This is a genomic window from Salmonella sp. SAL03688 (assembly GCF_046551895.1).
Classification (GTDB): Bacteria; Pseudomonadota; Gammaproteobacteria; order Enterobacterales; family Enterobacteriaceae; genus Salmonella; species Salmonella enterica.
This window is the reverse complement of the sequence record NZ_JBGDVI010000002.1, coordinates 68,040-86,391: the sequence shown is the minus strand read 5'-3', so window position 1 is coordinate 86,391 and position 18,352 is coordinate 68,040. Positions and strand designations below refer to the sequence as shown.

General features: G+C 51.8%; 17 protein-coding genes. 4 read left to right on the top strand and 13 right to left on the bottom strand.

All coding sequences use genetic code 11. From position 1 onward, the window contains the following. Positions 1–77 precede the first annotated feature (77 nt). The gene (locus ACLJR2_RS02245) at positions 78–1,013 is read left to right on the top strand and encodes a LysR family transcriptional regulator (RefSeq protein WP_000741798.1); all 936 of its coding nucleotides are present in this window, start codon (positions 78–80) and stop codon (positions 1,011–1,013) included. On the opposite strand, the gene ACLJR2_RS02240 is transcribed toward ACLJR2_RS02245, so the two are convergent. The 6 genes from ACLJR2_RS02240 to ACLJR2_RS02215 form a co-directional block, all read right to left on the bottom strand. Continuing rightward, the gene (locus ACLJR2_RS02240; protein ID WP_000848633.1) at positions 985–1,692 is read right to left on the bottom strand and encodes an aspartate/glutamate racemase; all 708 of its coding nucleotides are present in this window, start codon (positions 1,690–1,692) and stop codon (positions 985–987) included. The two genes, ACLJR2_RS02245 and ACLJR2_RS02240, sit on opposite strands and share 29 nt — an antisense overlap. Positions 1,693–1,804: 112 nt before the next feature. Next, positions 1,805–3,223, bottom strand: coding sequence for an arabinose-proton symporter AraE (gene araE, locus ACLJR2_RS02235; RefSeq protein ID WP_000253650.1), 1,419 nt, complete (start codon positions 3,221–3,223; stop codon positions 1,805–1,807). A gap of 353 nt (positions 3,224–3,576) precedes the next feature. Continuing rightward, positions 3,577–4,338 (bottom strand): 2-dehydro-3-deoxy-D-gluconate 5-dehydrogenase KduD, encoded by a 762-nt coding sequence (kduD, locus tag ACLJR2_RS02230; RefSeq protein ID WP_000602497.1) that lies wholly within the window; start codon positions 4,336–4,338, stop codon positions 3,577–3,579. Between the two features lie 56 nt (positions 4,339–4,394). Further along, positions 4,395–5,231, bottom strand: a complete 837-nt coding sequence (gene kduI / locus ACLJR2_RS02225) for a 5-dehydro-4-deoxy-D-glucuronate isomerase (RefSeq protein WP_000383276.1) — start codon at positions 5,229–5,231, stop codon at positions 4,395–4,397. A gap of 429 nt (positions 5,232–5,660) precedes the next feature. Then, positions 5,661–6,839 (bottom strand): acetyl-CoA C-acetyltransferase, encoded by a 1,179-nt coding sequence (locus tag ACLJR2_RS02220; RefSeq protein ID WP_001534267.1) that lies wholly within the window; start codon positions 6,837–6,839, stop codon positions 5,661–5,663. Between the two features lie 122 nt (positions 6,840–6,961). Further along, entirely contained in the window at positions 6,962–7,825 is an 864-nt protein-coding gene (locus tag ACLJR2_RS02215) for a LysR family transcriptional regulator (protein WP_001270773.1), read from the bottom strand. A gap of 103 nt (positions 7,826–7,928) precedes the next feature. On the opposite strand from ACLJR2_RS02215, the gene ACLJR2_RS02210 reads away from it, so the two are divergent. Together ACLJR2_RS02210 and ACLJR2_RS02205 are read left to right on the top strand one after the other, a co-directional pair. After that, positions 7,929–8,384 (top strand): multidrug/biocide efflux PACE transporter, encoded by a 456-nt coding sequence (locus tag ACLJR2_RS02210; RefSeq protein ID WP_001534297.1) that lies wholly within the window; start codon positions 7,929–7,931, stop codon positions 8,382–8,384. Positions 8,385–8,525: 141 nt separating this feature from the next. Beyond that, the gene (locus tag ACLJR2_RS02205) at positions 8,526–9,755 is read left to right on the top strand and encodes an amino acid permease (protein ID WP_000036837.1); all 1,230 of its coding nucleotides are present in this window, start codon (positions 8,526–8,528) and stop codon (positions 9,753–9,755) included. A 30-nt stretch (positions 9,756–9,785) separates the two neighbouring features. On the opposite strand, the gene rcnR is transcribed toward ACLJR2_RS02205, so the two are convergent. Beyond that, complete coding sequence (rcnR, locus tag ACLJR2_RS02200; protein ID WP_000019953.1) at positions 9,786–10,058, bottom strand: Ni(II)/Co(II)-binding transcriptional repressor RcnR; 273 nt, start codon at positions 10,056–10,058, stop codon at positions 9,786–9,788. A 121-nt stretch (positions 10,059–10,179) separates the two neighbouring features. On the opposite strand from rcnR, the gene ACLJR2_RS02195 reads away from it, so the two are divergent. After that, the gene (locus tag ACLJR2_RS02195) at positions 10,180–11,046 is read left to right on the top strand and encodes a nickel/cobalt efflux protein RcnA (RefSeq protein ID WP_057515668.1); all 867 of its coding nucleotides are present in this window, start codon (positions 10,180–10,182) and stop codon (positions 11,044–11,046) included. Between the two features lie 214 nt (positions 11,047–11,260). Here ACLJR2_RS02195 and ACLJR2_RS02190 read toward each other — a convergent pair whose 3' ends face one another. The 6 genes from ACLJR2_RS02190 to ACLJR2_RS02165 form a co-directional block, all read right to left on the bottom strand. After that, positions 11,261–12,019 carry a hypothetical protein gene (locus tag ACLJR2_RS02190; RefSeq protein ID WP_000134785.1) on the bottom strand — a complete coding sequence of 253 codons (759 nt, stop codon included), beginning with the start codon at positions 12,017–12,019 and terminating at the stop codon, positions 11,261–11,263. Beyond that, positions 12,006–12,512: a CaiF/GrlA family transcriptional regulator gene (locus tag ACLJR2_RS02185; RefSeq protein ID WP_000093335.1), complete on the bottom strand. Its 507-nt coding sequence runs from the start codon at positions 12,510–12,512 to the stop codon at positions 12,006–12,008. Before ACLJR2_RS02185 ends, ACLJR2_RS02190 begins: the two co-directional genes overlap by 14 nt. A 109-nt stretch (positions 12,513–12,621) precedes the next feature. Next, positions 12,622–13,689 carry a fimbrial protein gene (locus ACLJR2_RS02180; RefSeq protein WP_000147762.1) on the bottom strand — a complete coding sequence of 356 codons (1,068 nt, stop codon included), beginning with the start codon at positions 13,687–13,689 and terminating at the stop codon, positions 12,622–12,624. Continuing rightward, positions 13,686–14,429, bottom strand: a complete 744-nt coding sequence (gene stdC, locus ACLJR2_RS02175) for a fimbrial biogenesis chaperone StdC (RefSeq protein WP_000798491.1) — start codon at positions 14,427–14,429, stop codon at positions 13,686–13,688. The genes ACLJR2_RS02180 and stdC overlap by 4 nt, the downstream gene beginning before the upstream one ends. A 40-nt stretch (positions 14,430–14,469) precedes the next feature. After that, complete coding sequence (stdB, locus tag ACLJR2_RS02170; RefSeq protein ID WP_001534294.1) at positions 14,470–16,959, bottom strand: fimbrial outer membrane usher protein StdB; 2,490 nt, start codon at positions 16,957–16,959, stop codon at positions 14,470–14,472. Positions 16,960–17,078: 119 nt separating this feature from the next. Next, positions 17,079–17,660 (bottom strand): fimbrial protein, encoded by a 582-nt coding sequence (locus ACLJR2_RS02165; RefSeq protein ID WP_001244650.1) that lies wholly within the window; start codon positions 17,658–17,660, stop codon positions 17,079–17,081. Between the last annotated feature and the right edge of the window lie 692 nt (positions 17,661–18,352).

The window sequence follows — 18,352 nt, the reverse complement described above, 5'->3', positions numbered from 1 at the left end:
CTTAGAAAGAATAAAAAATATCGTTTTATTGTCAGTCTATGCAAAAATGATATGGGATAAATGATTCAGGGAAACGTATGGCTGCCGTTAATTTACGTCACATTGAAATTTTTCACGCCGTAATGACCGCCGGAAATCTCACCGAAGCGGCGCGGCTGCTGCATACCTCGCAGCCTACCGTCAGTCGCGAGCTGGCGCGTTTTGAGAAAGTGCTGGGATTAACGCTGTTTGAGCGCACACGCGGGCGCTTACATCCGACAGTGCAAGGGCTACGCCTGTTCGAAGAGGTACAACGCTCCTGGTATGGGTTGGATCGCATCGTCAGCGCGGCGGAAAGTCTGCGCGAGTTCCGTCAGGGCGAACTCTCTATCGCCTGCCTGCCGGTCTTTTCACAATCCTTTTTGCCACCGTTACTACCGCCTTTTCTGGCGCGTTATCCGGATGTCAGCCTGAATATTGTGCCGCAGGAGTCGCCGTTGCTGGAAGAGTGGCTCTCCGCTCAGCGCCACGACTTAGGGCTGACGGAGACGCTTCATGCCCCGGCAGGAACAACCCGTACCGAGTTACTAACGCTGAATGAAGTGTGCGTACTGCCCTGCGACCATCCGCTTGCCGCCAAAACGGTACTGACGCCAGACGATTTTCAGGGGGAAAACTTTATCAGCCTCTCCCGCCTGGACAGCTATCGACAGTTGTTGGATACGTTATTTGCCGAACATCAGGTGAAGCGCAGAATGGTGGTGGAAACGCATAGCGCGGCCTCCGTCTGCGCGATGGTGCGCGCCGGGGCGGGCGTTTCGATCGTTAACCCGCTGACCGCGCTGGACTATGCCGCCAGCGGCGTCACCGTTCGCCGCTTCAGCATTGACGTGCCCTTTACCGTCAGCCTGATTCGCCCGCTACACCGCCCCGCCTCCGCGCTGGTTGACGCCTTCAGTAAGCATTTACAAACGCATCTTTCGCGCCTGGTCGAACCACTGGAGGTTATTCTGGGGCCGATGACGAAAGCATAAAGCTCACGGCATCTGCGGCATGAATTGCCGTGGTATCGAAAACCGGTAGCGCGCTTTGCGTCTGGGGAACAAGCAAACCTATTTCAGTGCAGCCAAAAATAACGCCCTGCGCGCCTTGCGCAGCCAGTTGTTCGATAACCTGTAAATAATAGTGGCGCGACGCGTCGGTGAATGTCCCCTGGCAGAGCTCGTCAAAAATGACCTGATTGATACGCGCCCGATCGTCCGCCTCCGGCACGATGGTCTCAATCGCAAATTGCTGTTCCAGCCGCCCGCGATAAAAATCCTGCTCCATCGTATAGCGGGTCCCTAATAGCGCCACGCGATGCAACCCCTGACGGGCGATAGCTCGCCCGGTAGCATCCGCGATGTGTAGGAAAGGCAGCGAACAACGAGATTCAATAACGTGCGCGATTTTATGCATGGTGTTGGTACACAGCACAATGCCTTCTGCGCCCGCCTGCTGTAACCCCTGCGCGGCCTGCGCCAGGATATCGCCCGCTTTATCCCACTCGCCGCGGCGTTGACATACTTCAATATCGTGGAAATCTACGCTATGCAGCAGTAAGCTCGCCGAGTGCAGGCCTCCCAGCTGCTGTTTAATGCCTTCATTGATTAAACGGTAATAAGGGATAGTCGATTCCCAGCTCATACCACCCAACAGTCCGATCGTTTTCACTGCGCTCTCCTTTTTGTAAAGCATTATGGCAGTGAAGCAAACTTACACATCCGTTTCCAGTCTATTTTTCATCATGCCGGATAACAGGCGTCATCCGGCATGGGAGGGGTGATTACACGCCAATATTTCTTAGCTTCTCGCCCGCCATCAGCTTGCGTTCGATGTGCTCCAGGGTGACATTTTTGGTTTCCGGAATCAGCCAGAAGGTGATGCCGATAAAAGCGATATTCAGCGCGGTGTAGAGCCAGAATGTACCTGCCGCGCCAATGCTGTCCAACAGAGTCAGGAATGTCGCGCCGATGATCATGTTCGATACCCAGTTTGTCGTGGTTGAACAGGTAATGCCAAAATCACGGCATTTCAGCGGCTGGATTTCCGAACACAGTATCCACACCACCGGAGCGGCGCTCATCGCGTAACCGGCGATACACATCATCGTCATCCCAACGGAAAGCCAGGAGAGACCGCTTGATGCCGTACCGTTATCAAACTGCATCAGGCAGTAGCCCAACACCAATGTCCCTAACGCCATTACGCTGAAACCGATTTTTAACGCCGGTTTACGCCCGGCCTTATCGACCGTAAAGACGGCGATAAACGTCGCGAACATAAAAGTCAGTCCGACCACCAGCGTGGCGATCATTTGCTGTTCCGTGGTGGTAAAGCCGGCCATTTTAAAAATGCGCGGCGCATAGTACATAATGATGTTCATGCCGGTGAACTGCTGCATTGCCTGTAGCAGCATACCGAGGAACACGGCGCGGCGAACATTGCGGTTAGCTTTAAATAATGCCCACCCTCCCTGCTTGAGTTTGAGGCTTTCCCGAATTTCATTCAGTTCATCACGGGCTTTTTCCGAGGTATCGCGCAGCATACGCAGCACCTCTTCCGCTTCAATATGGCGACCTTTTTGCGCCAGCCAACGCGGACTATTCGGCAGGAATACCACGAGAATAATGAGCAACACCGCAGGCAGCGCCAGCACGCCCAACATCGCGCGCCAGTTGCCGCTGTAGCTGAATGCCGTATCGGATAAAAAAGCCAGCACAATGCCTAACGTCACCATCAATTGATACATACTGATCATTTTGCCGCGAACATTTTCACTTGCCATTTCAGAGAGATAAAGCGGCGCGGTATAGGACGCAATCCCTACTGCTACGCCTAGTATCACGCGGGCGCCAATCAATACTTCCACGCTGGAAGCAAACGCCGACCCCAGCGAGCCGAGCACGAACAAAATCGCGCCAGCCATCAGGCTATACTTACGCCCCAGCCGGAATGAAAGCCAGCCGTTAAATAATGCGCCAATTGCCGCGCCAAGCATCATGCTGCTGACGACCCATTCCTGCAGCCGGCTGGTCAGTACGAAATGGTCGGTAATAAAAGGCAGCGCCCCGGCGATAACGCCGATATCCAGACCAAATAACAGTCCCGCTACCGCTGCAGAAACCGAAACAAACATATTCATACGTCGTGTGTCGCGAAGCGAACGCGGCGTTAAAGCAGAGTCATGATTAATAGAGACCATATTTTCCTGCCACAACAGAGTAAGACATAGCCTGAAAGTACGGGATACTCTTCCTCAAGTGTCAGGCTGGAAACGGCATAAATATGGATTAAATGGCTACGCTATAGCGATATGTGATGGATATTACACTTTTTAAATTTAACGCCGTTGCCGGGTATTTTTTTAAACCACCAATATTTCAATAAGTTAAACCATTTATTATAGCTATTATTTAACAATATATGGATTAAGTTAAACCCACAATATGGACTATGCTAATGAGATCATAAAAAAACCCTGTACGAGGACAGGGCTTTATCAGTTTTTTCGGCCAAAGCGTCGATTTTCCCAGAAACGCATTTGTCAGTAGCGGATTAACGCGCCAGCCAACCGCCATCTACCGCTATGGTATAGCCGTTAACATAATCAGCGGCGCTGGATGCCAGGAAGACTACCGGCCCCATTAAATCGCCCGGTAGCCCCCAACGTCCAGCCGGAATACGGTCGAGAATTTCGGCGCTACGTTGTGCATCAGCGCGCAATTGCTGGGTATTATTCGTGGACATATAGCCCGGCGCGATGGCGTTTACATTGATATTGTGTTTCGCCCACTCGTTCGCCATCAGACGCGTTATTCCCATTACGCCGCTTTTCGACGCGGTATAAGACGGAACGCGAATGCCGCCCTGGAAGGAAAGCATAGACGCGATATTAATAATTTTGCCGCCGTTGCCCTGGGCAATAAAATGTTTTGCCGCCGCCTGAGACATAAAGAACACGCTCTTGATGTTCAGGTTCATGACGTCATCCCAGTCTTTTTCCGTGAAATCAATCGCATCTTCACGACGGATCAAACCCGCGTTATTCACCAGAATATCAATATGACCGTATTCCGTCACCGCCCGTTCCAGTAGCGCCGGAATGCCATCGATTTGACGCAGATCGGCTGTCAGGCTTAAAAAACGACGTCCCAGAGCGGTGACGCGCGCAATAGTTTCCGTGGGTTCAACAATGTTAATACCGACAATGTCACAGCCCGCTTCCGCCAGCCCTAACGCCATCCCCTGCCCCAATCCGGTATCGCACCCCGTCACAACCGCGACTTTACCTTCAAGAGAAAATGCATTCAAAATCATTGTTAATCCTTATTTTTGTCATGCCTGTCACGCACAGGCGTTATCACCGGTCGCGACTAGCGCAGATCTTGTATCGCAACGTGATCCATGTCATCGAAGACCTGATTTTCTCCCACCATGCCCCAAATAAACGTATAGGCTTTGGTGCCAACGCCAGAATGTATTGACCAGCTTGGGGAAATAACCGCCTGTTCATTACGCATCACAATATGACGGGTTTCCTGAGGCTGCCCCATCATATGGAAAACGCAACTGTCCTCTTCCATATTGAAATAGAGGTACACTTCCATACGGCGCTCATGGGTATGGCATGGCATGGTGTTCCATAGATTGCCGGGCGCCAGTTCGGTGAGTCCCATACTGAGCTGACAGGTTTCCAGTACATCCGGTACGAAGTATTTATTGATGGTGCGACGGTTACTGGTGAGGTTATCGCCTAAGGTGACGGGCGCAACGTCGGCAGGCGACACTTTTTTCGTCGGATAAGCGGTATGCGCTGGCGCGCTGTTGTAATAAAACTTCGCCGGTCTGCTCGCCTCATTGCTGACGAAGACCAGCTCTTTCGCCCCTTTACCAATATACAGAGCATCACGATGACCAATATCATGGCGCTGCCCGTCAACGATAATGGCGCCCGCGCCGCCAATATTAATGACGCCCAGCTCGCGGCGGTCCAGTAACCGGGAAACGCCAAGCTGTTTACCCACCTCTCCGCCGATTTCAACAGAATGGCTGACGGGCATAATGCCGCCGACAATAATACGGTCGATATGGCTGTAGACCATCGTATATTCATCAGCGACAAAAATATTTTCTATTAAAAACTCGCGTCGCAGCGCCTGGGTGTCCAGCGTTTTAGCGTGCTCGCTATGGATGCTTTGCCTTACGTCCACTTTTCCCTCCAATGATAAATCGATCGCAATGGCATAAAATCAAAACACTGTTTTGATTTATTTAACGGCATCATAGTCGCCTGGATGAAGGTTTTCAATAATAAATAAAACAACGTTTCATTTATATGGTTGGTTATTTTTAAAACTGCTGTAGCGATCACGAACGGCGCTAAAACTTACGCACTTGTCTGATTTTCAGACATGTGCGCCAGATGCTGTATGCGGTTACTCAGATAAAAATTGGGGCTTGTTTTGGAACGGGGTCTGATGTGCGAATTGAATTAAAAGCGGTATGCGTCTGCAATGCCCGACGCGGCAAGACGTTCTGCGCTATAACGAAAAAGGGGATTCTGTCACTGGCTTTGCCCTCGTGATAGAGGGCTTTTTATAACGGAATACTGAAGCAGGAAAAGGATGGCTGGCGCAGGATCAGTCGCGTTCAATGGTTAAAGCAACGCCCTGGCCGCCACCGATACACAGCGTCGCCAGACCTTTTCGCGCGTCGCGTTTAACCATTTCGTGCACCAGTGAAACCAGAATTCGACAACCGGAAGCGCCAATGGGATGCCCCAGCGCAATCGCGCCGCCATTAACGTTTACCCGTCGCTCATCCCATTCCAGCATTTTTCCTACCGACAACGCCTGGGCGGCAAACGCTTCGTTGGCTTCGATAAGGTCGACCTCCGCCAGTTGCCAGCCGGCACGCTCCAGACAGCGCCGGGTAGCATATACCGGCGCAATCCCCATTAGCGCAGGATCGACGCCGACGCTGGCAAACGCGCGGATGCGCGCCAGCACCGGCAGCCCCAGCGCCTGGGCTTTCGCCTCGCTCATCATCATCACCGCGGCGGCGCCATCGTTGATTGAGGAGGCATTACCCGCCGTCACCGAACCTAAGCTATCAAACGCCGGATGCAGCAGGGCTAACCCCTCCGCACTGGCGTCGGCCCGCGGTTGTTCATCCGTATCGACAATTGCGGTCTGCCCATTACGTTGCGTGACGATGGGGACAATCTCATCTTTAAAACGTCCGGTATCAATCGCGGCCCTGGCTTTTTGCTGCGAACTGAGCGCATAAGCATCCTGTAACTCGCGGCTGATGCCATATTCCCGCGCCAGGTTTTCTGCCGTCACGCCAATGTGATAATCGTTGAAGGCATCCCATAAGCCATCATGTACCAGACTATCCACCAGATTGTCGGCATCAGGCAACGCGCCGCTACGGCTGTCATTGAGGACATGCGGCGCACGGCTCATATTCTCCTGCCCGCCCGCAATAACAATGTCCGCTTCGCCGCACTGAATAGCCTGCGTCGCCAGGTGCAACGCTTTTAAACCGGAACCACAAACGTCATTAATAGTAATGGCGGAAACGGTAGTCGGCAGCCCTCCTTTGATGGCTGACTGGCGCGCCGGATTCTGCCCGGCGCCAGCCGTCAGTACCTGACCGAGGATGACCTCATCGATAGCGTTAGCGTCCACGCCGGTGCGCTCAATTAACGCTTTTACGACCATACTCCCCAGCTCGACGGCGGAATGACGGGCCAGCGTTCCCTGAAAACAGCCGATGGGTGTCCGTAAAGCCCCCACTATCACAACCTCTTTCATTACCACCTCAGCGCAAAATGACACCGCCATAGTAGAGCATTGTTAAAATTAGTTATCTTGATTGTTTAAAAAAAGTGAGTTTTATCACAAAGGAAATGACGCTGATTTGACGGTGACGCAGCTTATTTCTGCTGCAAATGGTAGCGAAGCCAGTTCCCCGCCGTTCCGGGCGGCGTCTTCTTGTTCCACAGCAAATCAATAGCAATCGCCCTCGGCCAGCCAGGAACATCCAGCTGCGCCAGCGGTTTTTCCGCCGCAAACTCTTCCACCAGCGCGCAGGGCAATACGCACCAGCCAAATCCCTGAACCGCCATGCTCAACAGTAATAAATAGTTTGGCGCTGACCAGGCCGGGCCGCGCGTAATGTTGGCGTTAGATTCAAGGTAGGTATTCAGACGCAGCTCGCGCCAGGTATGCAGTTGTTCCCATTGCAGGTTCGTCTGCGACGCCAACGGATGCGTGGTCGCCACATAAACCCCCATCCAGCTTTGAACAGGCAGACGCGTCGCGCCAATGTCTGTGGGATAGTCATCACGCGCTTCAATCAGGCCTATCTGGGCGCGCCCTTTTTGCAACAGGTCGATGACATCATCATTTTCTCCGATCAAGCATTCAAACTCGGTATGCGGAAATTGACGATCAAACTGCGCCATTAACTCTTCCAGACTGTCAGGGTGCAGGGTATCAGAGAGGACGAACGTGAGTCTTGCCTCCGTCTCGCCGGATAACGTCAGCGCCACCTCATCCAGACGATCGCTCGCCGATAAAATAGCCTGAACATAGCTAAGCACCCGTTTTCCTTCTTCGGTCAGAACGGGCTGGCGCGATGATCGATCAAATAATGAAAATCCCAGATCCGCCTCCAGATGCGCAATGGCGGTACTAATGGTGGACTGGCTTTTACGCAGGCGGCGCGCCGCCGCAGAAAACGAACCGCAAGAGACGGTCTCAACAAATGCCATTAACGCTTCAGGTGAGTAACGCATAACCTATCTACTTTATCGATGGATGTTATCTTTTAGGTATCACATTAAACGATAAAATAGCGGAAATTTCTTTAGCTTGATTAAGAGTAAGGTTTTTTCGTTTATGCAACATGACGCCATACAACGTCGCTCGCTGCCGGAGCGTATTTTCCATGCTGTCTGTTTTGAAGGTATTGCGACTGCGATACTGGCGCCAACGACCGCCTGGCTAATGCAGCGCTCGGTGCTGGAGATGGGCGGCCTGACGATATTGCTGGCAACGATGGCCATGATCTGGAATATCATTTATAACGCTCTGTTTGATCGACTGTGGCCTGCGCATCAGGTGAGACGAACCGCCAAAGTGCGCGCACTCCATGCGTTAGGATTTGAAAGTGGGTTTATTGTCATTGGCGTGAGTATTGTCGCCTGGGTACTGAATGTCAGCCTGCTACAAGCATTCACCCTGGAAATTGGTTTCTTCCTGTTCTTTTTACCGTACACGATGCTGTACAACTGGGCATACGATGTTTTACGCCAGCGAATAGTGACCCGCCGCCAACAGCGCGTTAGTGCATGATATTGCTCTTTTTTGCCGGGATCGCAACGCTCCCGGCCCTCCGCCTCCACGACATCCATCTGCTTAAAACGCCCCCAACTGACGCTATTTATGGTAAATTGCGCTTCTTTTTGTGTGTTTTATAGTTGATAAATTCAAATAATGTCTAAAATTTGGTCAAAAGATGAGACTCTCTGGAGTTTTGCATTATACGGAACGGCTGTAGGCGCAGGCACTCTTTTCCTTCCCATCCAGTTGGGATCGGCAGGCGCAATCGTGCTATTTATTACCGCGCTGGTCGCCTGGCCTCTGACATACTGGCCGCATAAGGCGCTGTGTCAGTTTATTCTTTCCTCAAAGACTTCTGCAGGTGAGGGAATTACTGGCGCCGTTACTCATTATTACGGCAAGAAAATCGGCAGTATTATTACCACGCTTTATTTCATTGCGTTTTTTGTCGTGGTATTAATTTATGCTGTGGCGATTACCAATTCCCTGACAGAGCAATTAGCGAAGCATATTCAGATAGATATTCGCATCCGGATGGCAGTTAGCTTCGGCGTAGTACTTATCCTGAATATGATTTTCTTAATGGGAAGACATGCCACTCTTCGCGTAATGGGCTTTTTAGTCTTTCCACTTATCGCTTACTTCTTGTTCCTTTCGCTCTACTTAACCGGAAGCTGGCAACCCTCGTTACTGACCGGGCAGATGTCTTTGGATAGTCACACGTTGCACCAGGTATGGATTTCTATTCCGGTGATGGTTTTTGCTTTTAGCCATACGCCCATTATTTCGACGTTTGCCATCGACAGACGGGAAAATTTTGGCGATCAGGCCATGGATAAATGCAAAAAGATCATGAAGGTCGCCTATCTGATTATCTGCCTGAGCGTGCTGTTCTTTGTCTTTAGCTGCCTGCTCTCCATTCCGCCGTCATACATTGAAGACGCGCGCAACGAAGGCGTTACCATCCTTTCCGCGCTCTCGATGATGCCCAATGCGCCGGCCTGGCTCTCTATTTCCGGTATTATCGTTGCCGTCGTGGCCATGTCGAAATCTTTCCTCGGCACCTATTTCGGCGTCATTGAGGGCGCAACCGAAATGGTAAGAACCACCCTACAGCAGGTTGGCGTGAAAAAAAGCCGGGCGTTCAATCGCGCGCTGTCTATCATGCTGGTTTCCGGGATTACGTTTATTATTTGCTGTATTAACCCGAATGCCATCTCTATGATTTATGCCATTAGCGGCCCGCTCATTGCGATGATTCTGTTTATTATGCCCACGTTGTCAACGTACCTGATACCGGCATTGAAACCCTACCGTTCAGTAGGCAATTTCATTACGTTGGTCGTCGGTTTACTTTGCGTATCGGTGATGTTTTTCGGCTAAAGTAAAAGATAGCCGGGATATAACTCCCGGCTATTTTATATAAGAATCCAGCACCTTTAATATTACGTCCAGATCTTCTTCACGCCTGGCTTCATCACTCTGATGAACGATATGCTCGGTCAGATGCCCTTTAATCACCTCACGCATTAAGCCATTTACCGCGCCGCGAATCGCCGCGATCTGTTGTAACACGGCCGCGCATTCATGCGGTTCATCCAGCATTTTTTTTAGCGCTATCACCTGTCCCTGAATCTTGCTGGTTCTGGCTTTAAGCTTTTGTTTGTCCCGGATGGTATGTGACATTGCAACACCTCACTAACATTAACGAATACAAATTATAGCATTACGATGCTACTGGGGGGTAGTATTCCATACTGGGGGGGAGTAGAATGACGCCTACATAAAACAACTAAGAATCATTCTCATGGGTGAATTTTCGACACTTCTTCAGCAAGGAAACGGCTGGTTCTTCATTCCCAGCGCCATTTTATTAGGTATTTTGCACGGGCTTGAACCAGGGCACTCCAAAACTATGATGGCGGCTTTTATCATTGCCATTAAAGGTACGGTTAAACAGGCCGTCATGCTCGGTCTGGCAGCAACGCTTTCTCATACCGCGATCGTCTGGTTAATCGCGCTGGGTGGGATGTATCTTAGCCGGGCATTCACCGCACAATCAGTGGAACCATGGCTGCAGTTAATTTCTGCGATCATTATTCTGAGCACCGCGTGCTGGATGTTCTGGCGGACATGGCGAGGCGAGCAGCAGTGGCTGGCGGGAAACCACCATCACGACCACGACCACGACCACGACCACGACCACGACCACGACCACGACCACGACCACGACCACGACCACGACCACGACCATCATGGTCACATACATCCGGAAGGCGCAACGTCAAAAGTGTATCAGGATGCCCATGAACGCGCCCATGCTGCCGATATTCAACGCCGTTTTGATGGTCAAACAGTGACTAATGGACAGATCCTGCTGTTCGGCCTGACCGGAGGGCTTATCCCCTGTCCGGCTGCGATCACCGTTTTACTGATTTGTATCCAGCTTAAAGCGTTTACGCTGGGCGCCACGATGGTACTGAGCTTTAGTCTTGGCCTGGCATTAACGCTGGTGACGGTAGGCGTTGGCGCGGCGATAAGCGTTCAACAGGCAGCAAAGCGCTGGAGTGGTTTTTCGACGCTTGCCCGGCGGGCGCCCTATTTTTCGAGCATTCTGATTGGTCTGGTCGGCGTGTATATGGGAATTCATGGCTATACCGGGATCATGCAGTAAATATGTAACGCTTCTGCTCAGGCCGTATCATTCACGTCGGGTTTCATTCCAGAAGCGTTTTTACTTATCAAACGGTATGAAAGGCCATACATTCAGCGTCCCGCCTGAATAATGATCTGTGTTTTACTTCACGACACCACAGGCAAAACATACCCCACCGCCACCGGGTTTAGCCGGCGTGTCAGTGTTTCTGGATAGGGTCGCCGGAGGCGGGTTATTGCGGAGCGATAAACGGAGTTCGCTGCAGTGATTTACAAAACCGGGTACCAAACAGCAGTTCCCGTAATCGGTTCCGCATTCCCAGCTTCACCAGTAACCGGTATTTGTCCTGCCAGATTTGCTTCTCCTGCGTATTCAGCCTTCCACACAACGCTGACAACCTTCCCCGTCCACGGTAAACTTCCTGAAGCAAGCGTAACTGGGCCAGGCTCACTCCGCATGCCAGTATCTCCCGGTGCATCAACTGGTCCATATAGTTCATCAACCGCTTCGGATTGTTAAATATCGGTGGCACTTCCAGAAAGCCCGTCACCGGAGCCGGAGATAACAAAAAGGCGTCCAGCTCGCCTGTCCTACGCAGGCGTGCGCCCCCGGCCCACTGTTCATCCCGCCGCCACCGAATAAGTATCTCCGCCAGTTCCTGCTCCAGCAGCGCCGGGATGCCGCCGTATACCTTCAGTACCACCCGGTCGCTGAAAAACAGCTCATCGCTGATAATCATAACCGGGTAGTCCGGCAGTATCTGTCTCAGGGAATAGAACAAAAAGAGATGTTCACGGGGACGCAGACACAGTATCAGTATGGCCTCCGGTTTCCGACGTAATTGCTGCAACAGAACAGGCAGCCTGTATGCGGTTTCACAGTTGCAGCCCGGCAGAAATCTTCGGACCAGGTGTGCCACGGCGATCGTCACCGGCCAGCAGTCACCGTAAACGATAATCTGCCGGGCCGGTATCCGGTTATGTTCCGTCATCCTCATCCTCCTTCTTTTTCAGGATCTTTCCCGCATTTCTGTTACTGCACAGCCGGTTCCACAGTTCATTTGCCATCGACCTGTCACCATTACCGACCCGGCGTTTTGATACCGGCGGCGGTCCGGCTTTTTCACGGCGCGTGGACGGGGTGGAACTGTCAAGAACCCGGATAACATAAATCTCATAGCGTCGTGCTTTATTGGGCAGGGTCTGGTGACGGCAGATGCTGACCACCCGCGATGTTTTGCTTCGCAGATAGGCAATCAGGTAGCTGGCCCGTCTGGCCGTGATGTGAAACGCCTCTGCTATCTGGTTACGCTGAACCCAGTTCTGCTGCAACAGGCACCAGTGTGCCACGATGATATACAGGGGCTCGCCGGCATACTGGCGGACACTTACCGGAATAAAACAGGCATCATGGTTGGTCTGTCCGGGATAATGAATATCGTTACCTGAAAAAACTATCTTCCCTTTTGATTTATCAGAAGACATGCAAACTCTCCGTTTTTTTAGTGAAAAAGACCGAGAAGAAAAAAATAATCATAAAGATAAATTTATAGCTATTTTTTAATTAACTATCAGGAAATGGTATTTAATCCTGCTAATTGTAAGTAACAATCACTGTCATTGCGGCTGAAAAAGCACCTGTTTTAATTACCGCACCGGGTATAGCTTCAACCTTTGCTTTATACTGTTTTATAATTCTGCCACCGGCACCGTTATCAAGATGGATAGATCCCATATCTGTTTTCACATTAAATTTAACTGGTGTGTTATTATCCACATCCATTACCGACAGTCTGAAACCATTGTTTTCTTGTTTATTATTCTTAAGAATCACGGTGCTGTCAGCATCTGCCAGTGTCAGACCGTTGGTCCTGAACTCTATAGCCAGTGGGGCGACGAACGGGATCTGCGTTCCGACATTCTGTTGTGCTGTAACGGTGAAAGGTACTTCCCTGGGCACCAGGGTTTCCTTATATTCCGTATAAAAACGCCCCATATTGATAGTATTAGAAGGAGAGATAATAACCTTGCCTGAGTTGTCAGGAATAAACCTGAGATTAAACGCAGAAACAGTTAAAGGTCTGAATGAAACAGATGGGGGGCTTACACCATTTGGGTCATAGGGTAATATGTTAATCGTGCTTGATGGTATAGTTATGTTCAAAAAGTTATTCTTAAACGCCTGATACACAAATATACGAAACGTCAGCGTTCCGCTCCGGTTATATGTTTTCTCCGGGTCCATATATTGCCCGAATACTTTTGAGCTGCTCCAGCCAGAAAATCCTGCCTGTATCTCTTTCCATGTAAATGTTACGGAAGCCGACGTCCCTTCCTGAACAGTGATATCCATGCCGAGACCGCTTTTTCTTAGTGCAGTTACTACCTCCCCCATATTGTAAAGATTAAGAGTTGTGTAGTAAGAGGGTCCGTAACTTTTCCATTTTGTATAACAGGTATAACTAATGGGAACGGTAACGCTCTGCAGCTCCTGACCAGTGAAGAATGTTCCACCCTTCAGATTAATATTCTGAATGCCGACATGTCCATTCGCGTCACAATATGACCATTCGATATTTGCCCTCGCAGAATCACAGACAGCAAAGAAAAGAAACACACCTGACAGTATCAGTGATTTCATATTGAATAATCGTCCTGTCATGATGTTGCCCCTGCGTCCTTAAACGCGCAGTTCAGGGCATCGCAGGCGTAGCGGTTCATCTGCAGTCCACCGTAATCATCAATATACCCCACCCACAGCGTCCGGGTTTCTGCCGGCAGAACAGCCTTTAAAGGCAGGCTCCCCAGGGGCGGCACCATCACGCCCTCGCGGAAACCGCTGAGCCTGTGGCTACGGTCTGCTCCCAGCCACGCCACAGTGATGTAGTACGGCGTCGGGTTTCTGAGGGTCAGGTGTCCCGCATTCCGCTCAGCGGTCAGCTTTCTTTCCGGCTGGTCATTGCTGCTTCTGATAATGGCTTTCGGACGGTAAAACAGTTTCAGCTGGCTCTGCATGGCCAGCTGCAGGACGTTGTCGTCTTCCGGCTTCGGGGGAACGCCCCGCACGTTAAACCAGAACAGTGTTTCTCTGTCCTGAGGGAGCTTATCTGTCAGCCCACGAACCTGGGTAATGCGGACCTGGGATTTCTGTCCGGCATCAATACGCTGCAGCGGCGGCAGCGCCATCAGCGCATCGGTTCTCACCCCGTCAGCGTCCGTCACCCAGGACTGCGCCAGAAACGGCGTGGTTTTGTCATCGTTATTCAGCGTGATGGCCACCGTTTTCTGCGGCGCATCCATGATAATACGGGTCCGGTCGACATTGACGGCCGCCGGGCTGCACTGGCTCCATGCTGCCGCCAGCGCGAGTAAAATCACACGGCTTCTTCTGCTGTTTTTCACCTGTTTTCTCCTTTAGTCCTGCTCTGTGACAGGGATATTTTTATCTGCAGGGCAGTAACAGCGGCCCCCGGCTGAGTGTCACCGTTTCCGGCAGGGTGAGTCTGCACTGCACCCGGCCATCCCAGGACACATTCAGGGTCCGGCGGTCTTCCCCGCTGAGGCCTGTCAGGTAGGCCAGACCGTCATCTCCGACCATCCCCGCGGTTCTGCCGCTTTTCCCGGACACTACCAGAGCGCCAAACGGTGGACTGGCGCCATCAGCCAGTCGGATATGACCGAGCACCTGCTCCCCCTGGCTGGCGTCAATCTTCCGGTAGCCCACCGCGCCCTCCGTCAGCACCTGGCTGATGACGGAGCTGCTGACGTCCACGTCCTCCGGCAGGGCGGCCACATCAACCGAAATATCGCTGCGGCGATAGCTGCTGCCGGCGCTCACCACGCCCACCCCGAAGCGGTTGGTCACCCCGCTGTTGCCGTTCACCGGCACACCGGCCACGTCTCCGGTATCTATCATCATGCGAGGCTCATTCCCGGCCATCGACTGGCTGAAGGCGGCGCCGTGGGCGGTGGCGGTCACCGAGCCGTACCAGCTCAGGCCCAGGCTGCGGTACTGTCCGGGCTGCAGGGTGGCGTCCGCTGCCGCCTGGCCCCACGGCAGACGGCTCTGCACGCTGCCGCTGAAGCTGCTGTTACTGCCGGTGTCATAGCGGTTATGACCGGCGCTGATGTTCCATGTGGTGTCCGGGTTATGGAAATCGCTGTAATTCACGGTCTGCTGCAGGCCGCCCCGGTTATCTTTCTGTACGCTGTAACTCACCTGGCGGCTGTCTCCCCACGGGATACTGATGGTGGCGTAGACCTGGTTCTGGCTCCCCCCGCCGGTGTACTGGTTACGGGCAAACGACACCGAGGCCGAGAGCCCCTGAAGCTCGCCGAGACTGAACACTTTATTGAAGCTGAGCATGTAGTTATTGTTGGACTGCGCATTCCAGTAATTGAGCCGGCTTACCGAGAGGGCCGCGCTCATGTTGAGTACCGGAACGGACTGGCTATAAGTCACGGTGTAGCTCTGTTTTTCATGCCATGCATCGCCGCCGTCGGTGGCCCGACGCTGCAGGTACTCCGGCATGGACAGAAAATGGCGGTCCGAGAAGCGGTATCCGACGAACGCCAGGGTACTGCCGGTTTTATCAAACGTTTTGGCATAGTTGATACGGTAGCTGTAACCGGACTGCTTCTGCCCATGCGGCAACCGCGCATCTGAGCGGGTGACGTCCGCAGACAGAGCGCCCAGCAGCCCCATATTCTGGCCGATCCCGAGCGCCGCGGACTGGTAGTCGCCGGTGGAAGCAATGAGGCCGCCATACAGCGACGTGTTGTTAAATGCTCCCCAGGTGGCCTCCCCGAGCAGAAAGTCAGGGCTGACCGTGCTGTTGTTATGCGTTCCGCCGTACAGCGGACGTCCGGCGGCCACCTTATAGCGAACCTGTCCCTGGCGTGCCATAAAGGGGACGCTGGCCGTGTTGACCTGCCAGGTCCGGACGCTGCCGTCGCTTTCCCGGACGCTGACATCCAGGTTGCCGCTGATATTCTGGCTCAGGTCGGGAAGCTCAAAAGGCCCCGGTGACACTCGGGTCTGGTACAGAATGCGGCCATTCTGGCTGACGGTAACCTGTGCATTACTGTTCGCAATGCCGCTGATTTTCGGGGCATACCCCTGAAGAGAGGGCGGTAGCATGCGCTCATCGCTGGCCAAAGTGAGCCCGGCAAAGCGGAAGGAATCAAAAATAGCGGAGCTGAGGTACGTCTGTCCGAGCGTCAGTTTTGAGCGCAGTGCTGGCAGGGCACGGAACAGATACGTCTGCGGTAGATAAAAATCGGACTGTGATGCGCCCCGCCCACTGTCAAAACGGCTGTACTGATAATCGCTCCGCAACCGCCAGGCGCCGAGATTAAACCCGGCGGTGCCGTAGAGGCTGTAGCTGGTAGAGGTCTCCCCCTGCTGCGGCATATAGCGGTTGGCCATCAGGCTGTAATCGAGCAGGCCGGCGGTGACGCCGTCGCTCCAGCGTGAAGGCGGCACCCAGTCCGGGTCCTGATAACGCATCCAGGCCTGGGGGATAATGAAGGTCAGACGCTGATTTTCAGCGCTGTACCGTACCTGACTGTCAGCGGAGCGCAGCTCAAGGCATTGCCCGTCCGGGATACCGGTAACGGGTTTCAGGCCATGAATAATCTTATCCTTAAGACCCAGCATGGCCACCATGTCTGTTGTCACACAGATGACGGCCGCGTCGCGTCCGGCAACCGGTACAACTCTGACCGGATACTGTTCCCGTACCGGCTGGTCATTGAGCCAGATATCGAGAATATAGTTACCGGGCGCCACATACCCCTCGCGGCTGAAGGCCGTGAGGTCCACGTTAGACAGGTTCCCGCTGTCCAGCAGGCTGGCATTGAACTCCGTGGCCTGCGACTTCAGGACGGAAAATGTCAGGGTAATCAGAATGGCAAGCCGGGTAATTTTCATGGCATGGCGCTTTCGTGTTGTCGTCCGTGTAACAGACAGCCCGCAGGCATGGTCAGATATAAAAGCCGTCCGAACCCCTCCGTGGACGGCTTCTCCCTGTCGTTATTTACCGCGTAAAATCACAGGTATTTCAGGGTGTAGGTGACAGATGCGGTGAAGTCACCGGGCGTGACGCCATCATCCAGTGCTATTAGCCGGGCATAGAAGTTGAGTTCGTTGTTTCCGGCCTGCAGTTGCTGAGCGTCGCCCTCCGGCATCTGGGTGTTGGGCTCGATAATTGCGGTGTTGTCACTCTTCAGTAGCTGGACACCAACATGCTGTGCGCTGCCGCTGGTGGTGTAAGCCTTTTTCGCGACATTGGCTCCGCCAGAGAAAGAGACGGTCACTTTGGACATTTTCCCTGCGGAGCCAGCTGTGTCCGGGACATTCGGATCGAAAGCACAGTTCTGCAGATGAATGGTGAACGGTTTTGAGTCCGTGGTTGCGTCGGCGGTATTCAGTTTACGGTAAGAAATCTGTCCAAACGGAACGGTGATCGCATCGTCGCCCGGTGCGATATCACAGGGGGAGTTGGTGATGGTGCCAGTAAAGGTAATTTTACCTGAGCCGAACGGGCCTGCTGTTGGTGGATCGACTGCATATACAGAAGCGCCATACATCATACCGGCAGCCGCCATGGCAAGTATTATTTTATTACGCATAGATAATATGTCCTTTGGGTGAATGAGAATTATTTTGCAAAGGCTGAAAACAAATCTGAGGGTATTAATGAAAGCGTTCAGAAAAGATTCGTATGAATAATAAACGCCGGGTGTTAAACGAAGCACCTGAACTTTCCATCGAAAAATATTGATTTCAGCTAATGCCTAATCAGTTGTAAGAAAATTCTTATTCAAATTAAAACAATAAAAATAGATCGATACGATCGATGATTATGATCGTAATTTAAGAATAATCATCAAAGAAATACTTTTTAATGTAATTATAAGCGGGTGAATACCTAACAGACAGATATTCGCAGTGGACATGAAATATTTTGTAATATATTATCAGGAATGTATGTTTTGCTTTTCCATCACACTGGATATTTACAAAACATAATACTAATCATATATAACAATGAAATTGCTGGCAGCATAAAAAACCAGACATAACGCAAGTGAAGGCATTTAATTTCAAAACATTAACTTAATAAATCATTATGAACCATCATAAGTGGAAGGGATAAAAAATAATAAATGAAATGATATTGTTCTGTATTTGTGATGAGCATCACAATAGATATAAATGCAGGTACCCTGACATTACTGAACTTCACGGATGAAATTTAAAAACAATGCCGACAGCAAAGAACAAACTGGTAATAGCTGTCAGACATAATGCTGCCTGCTGT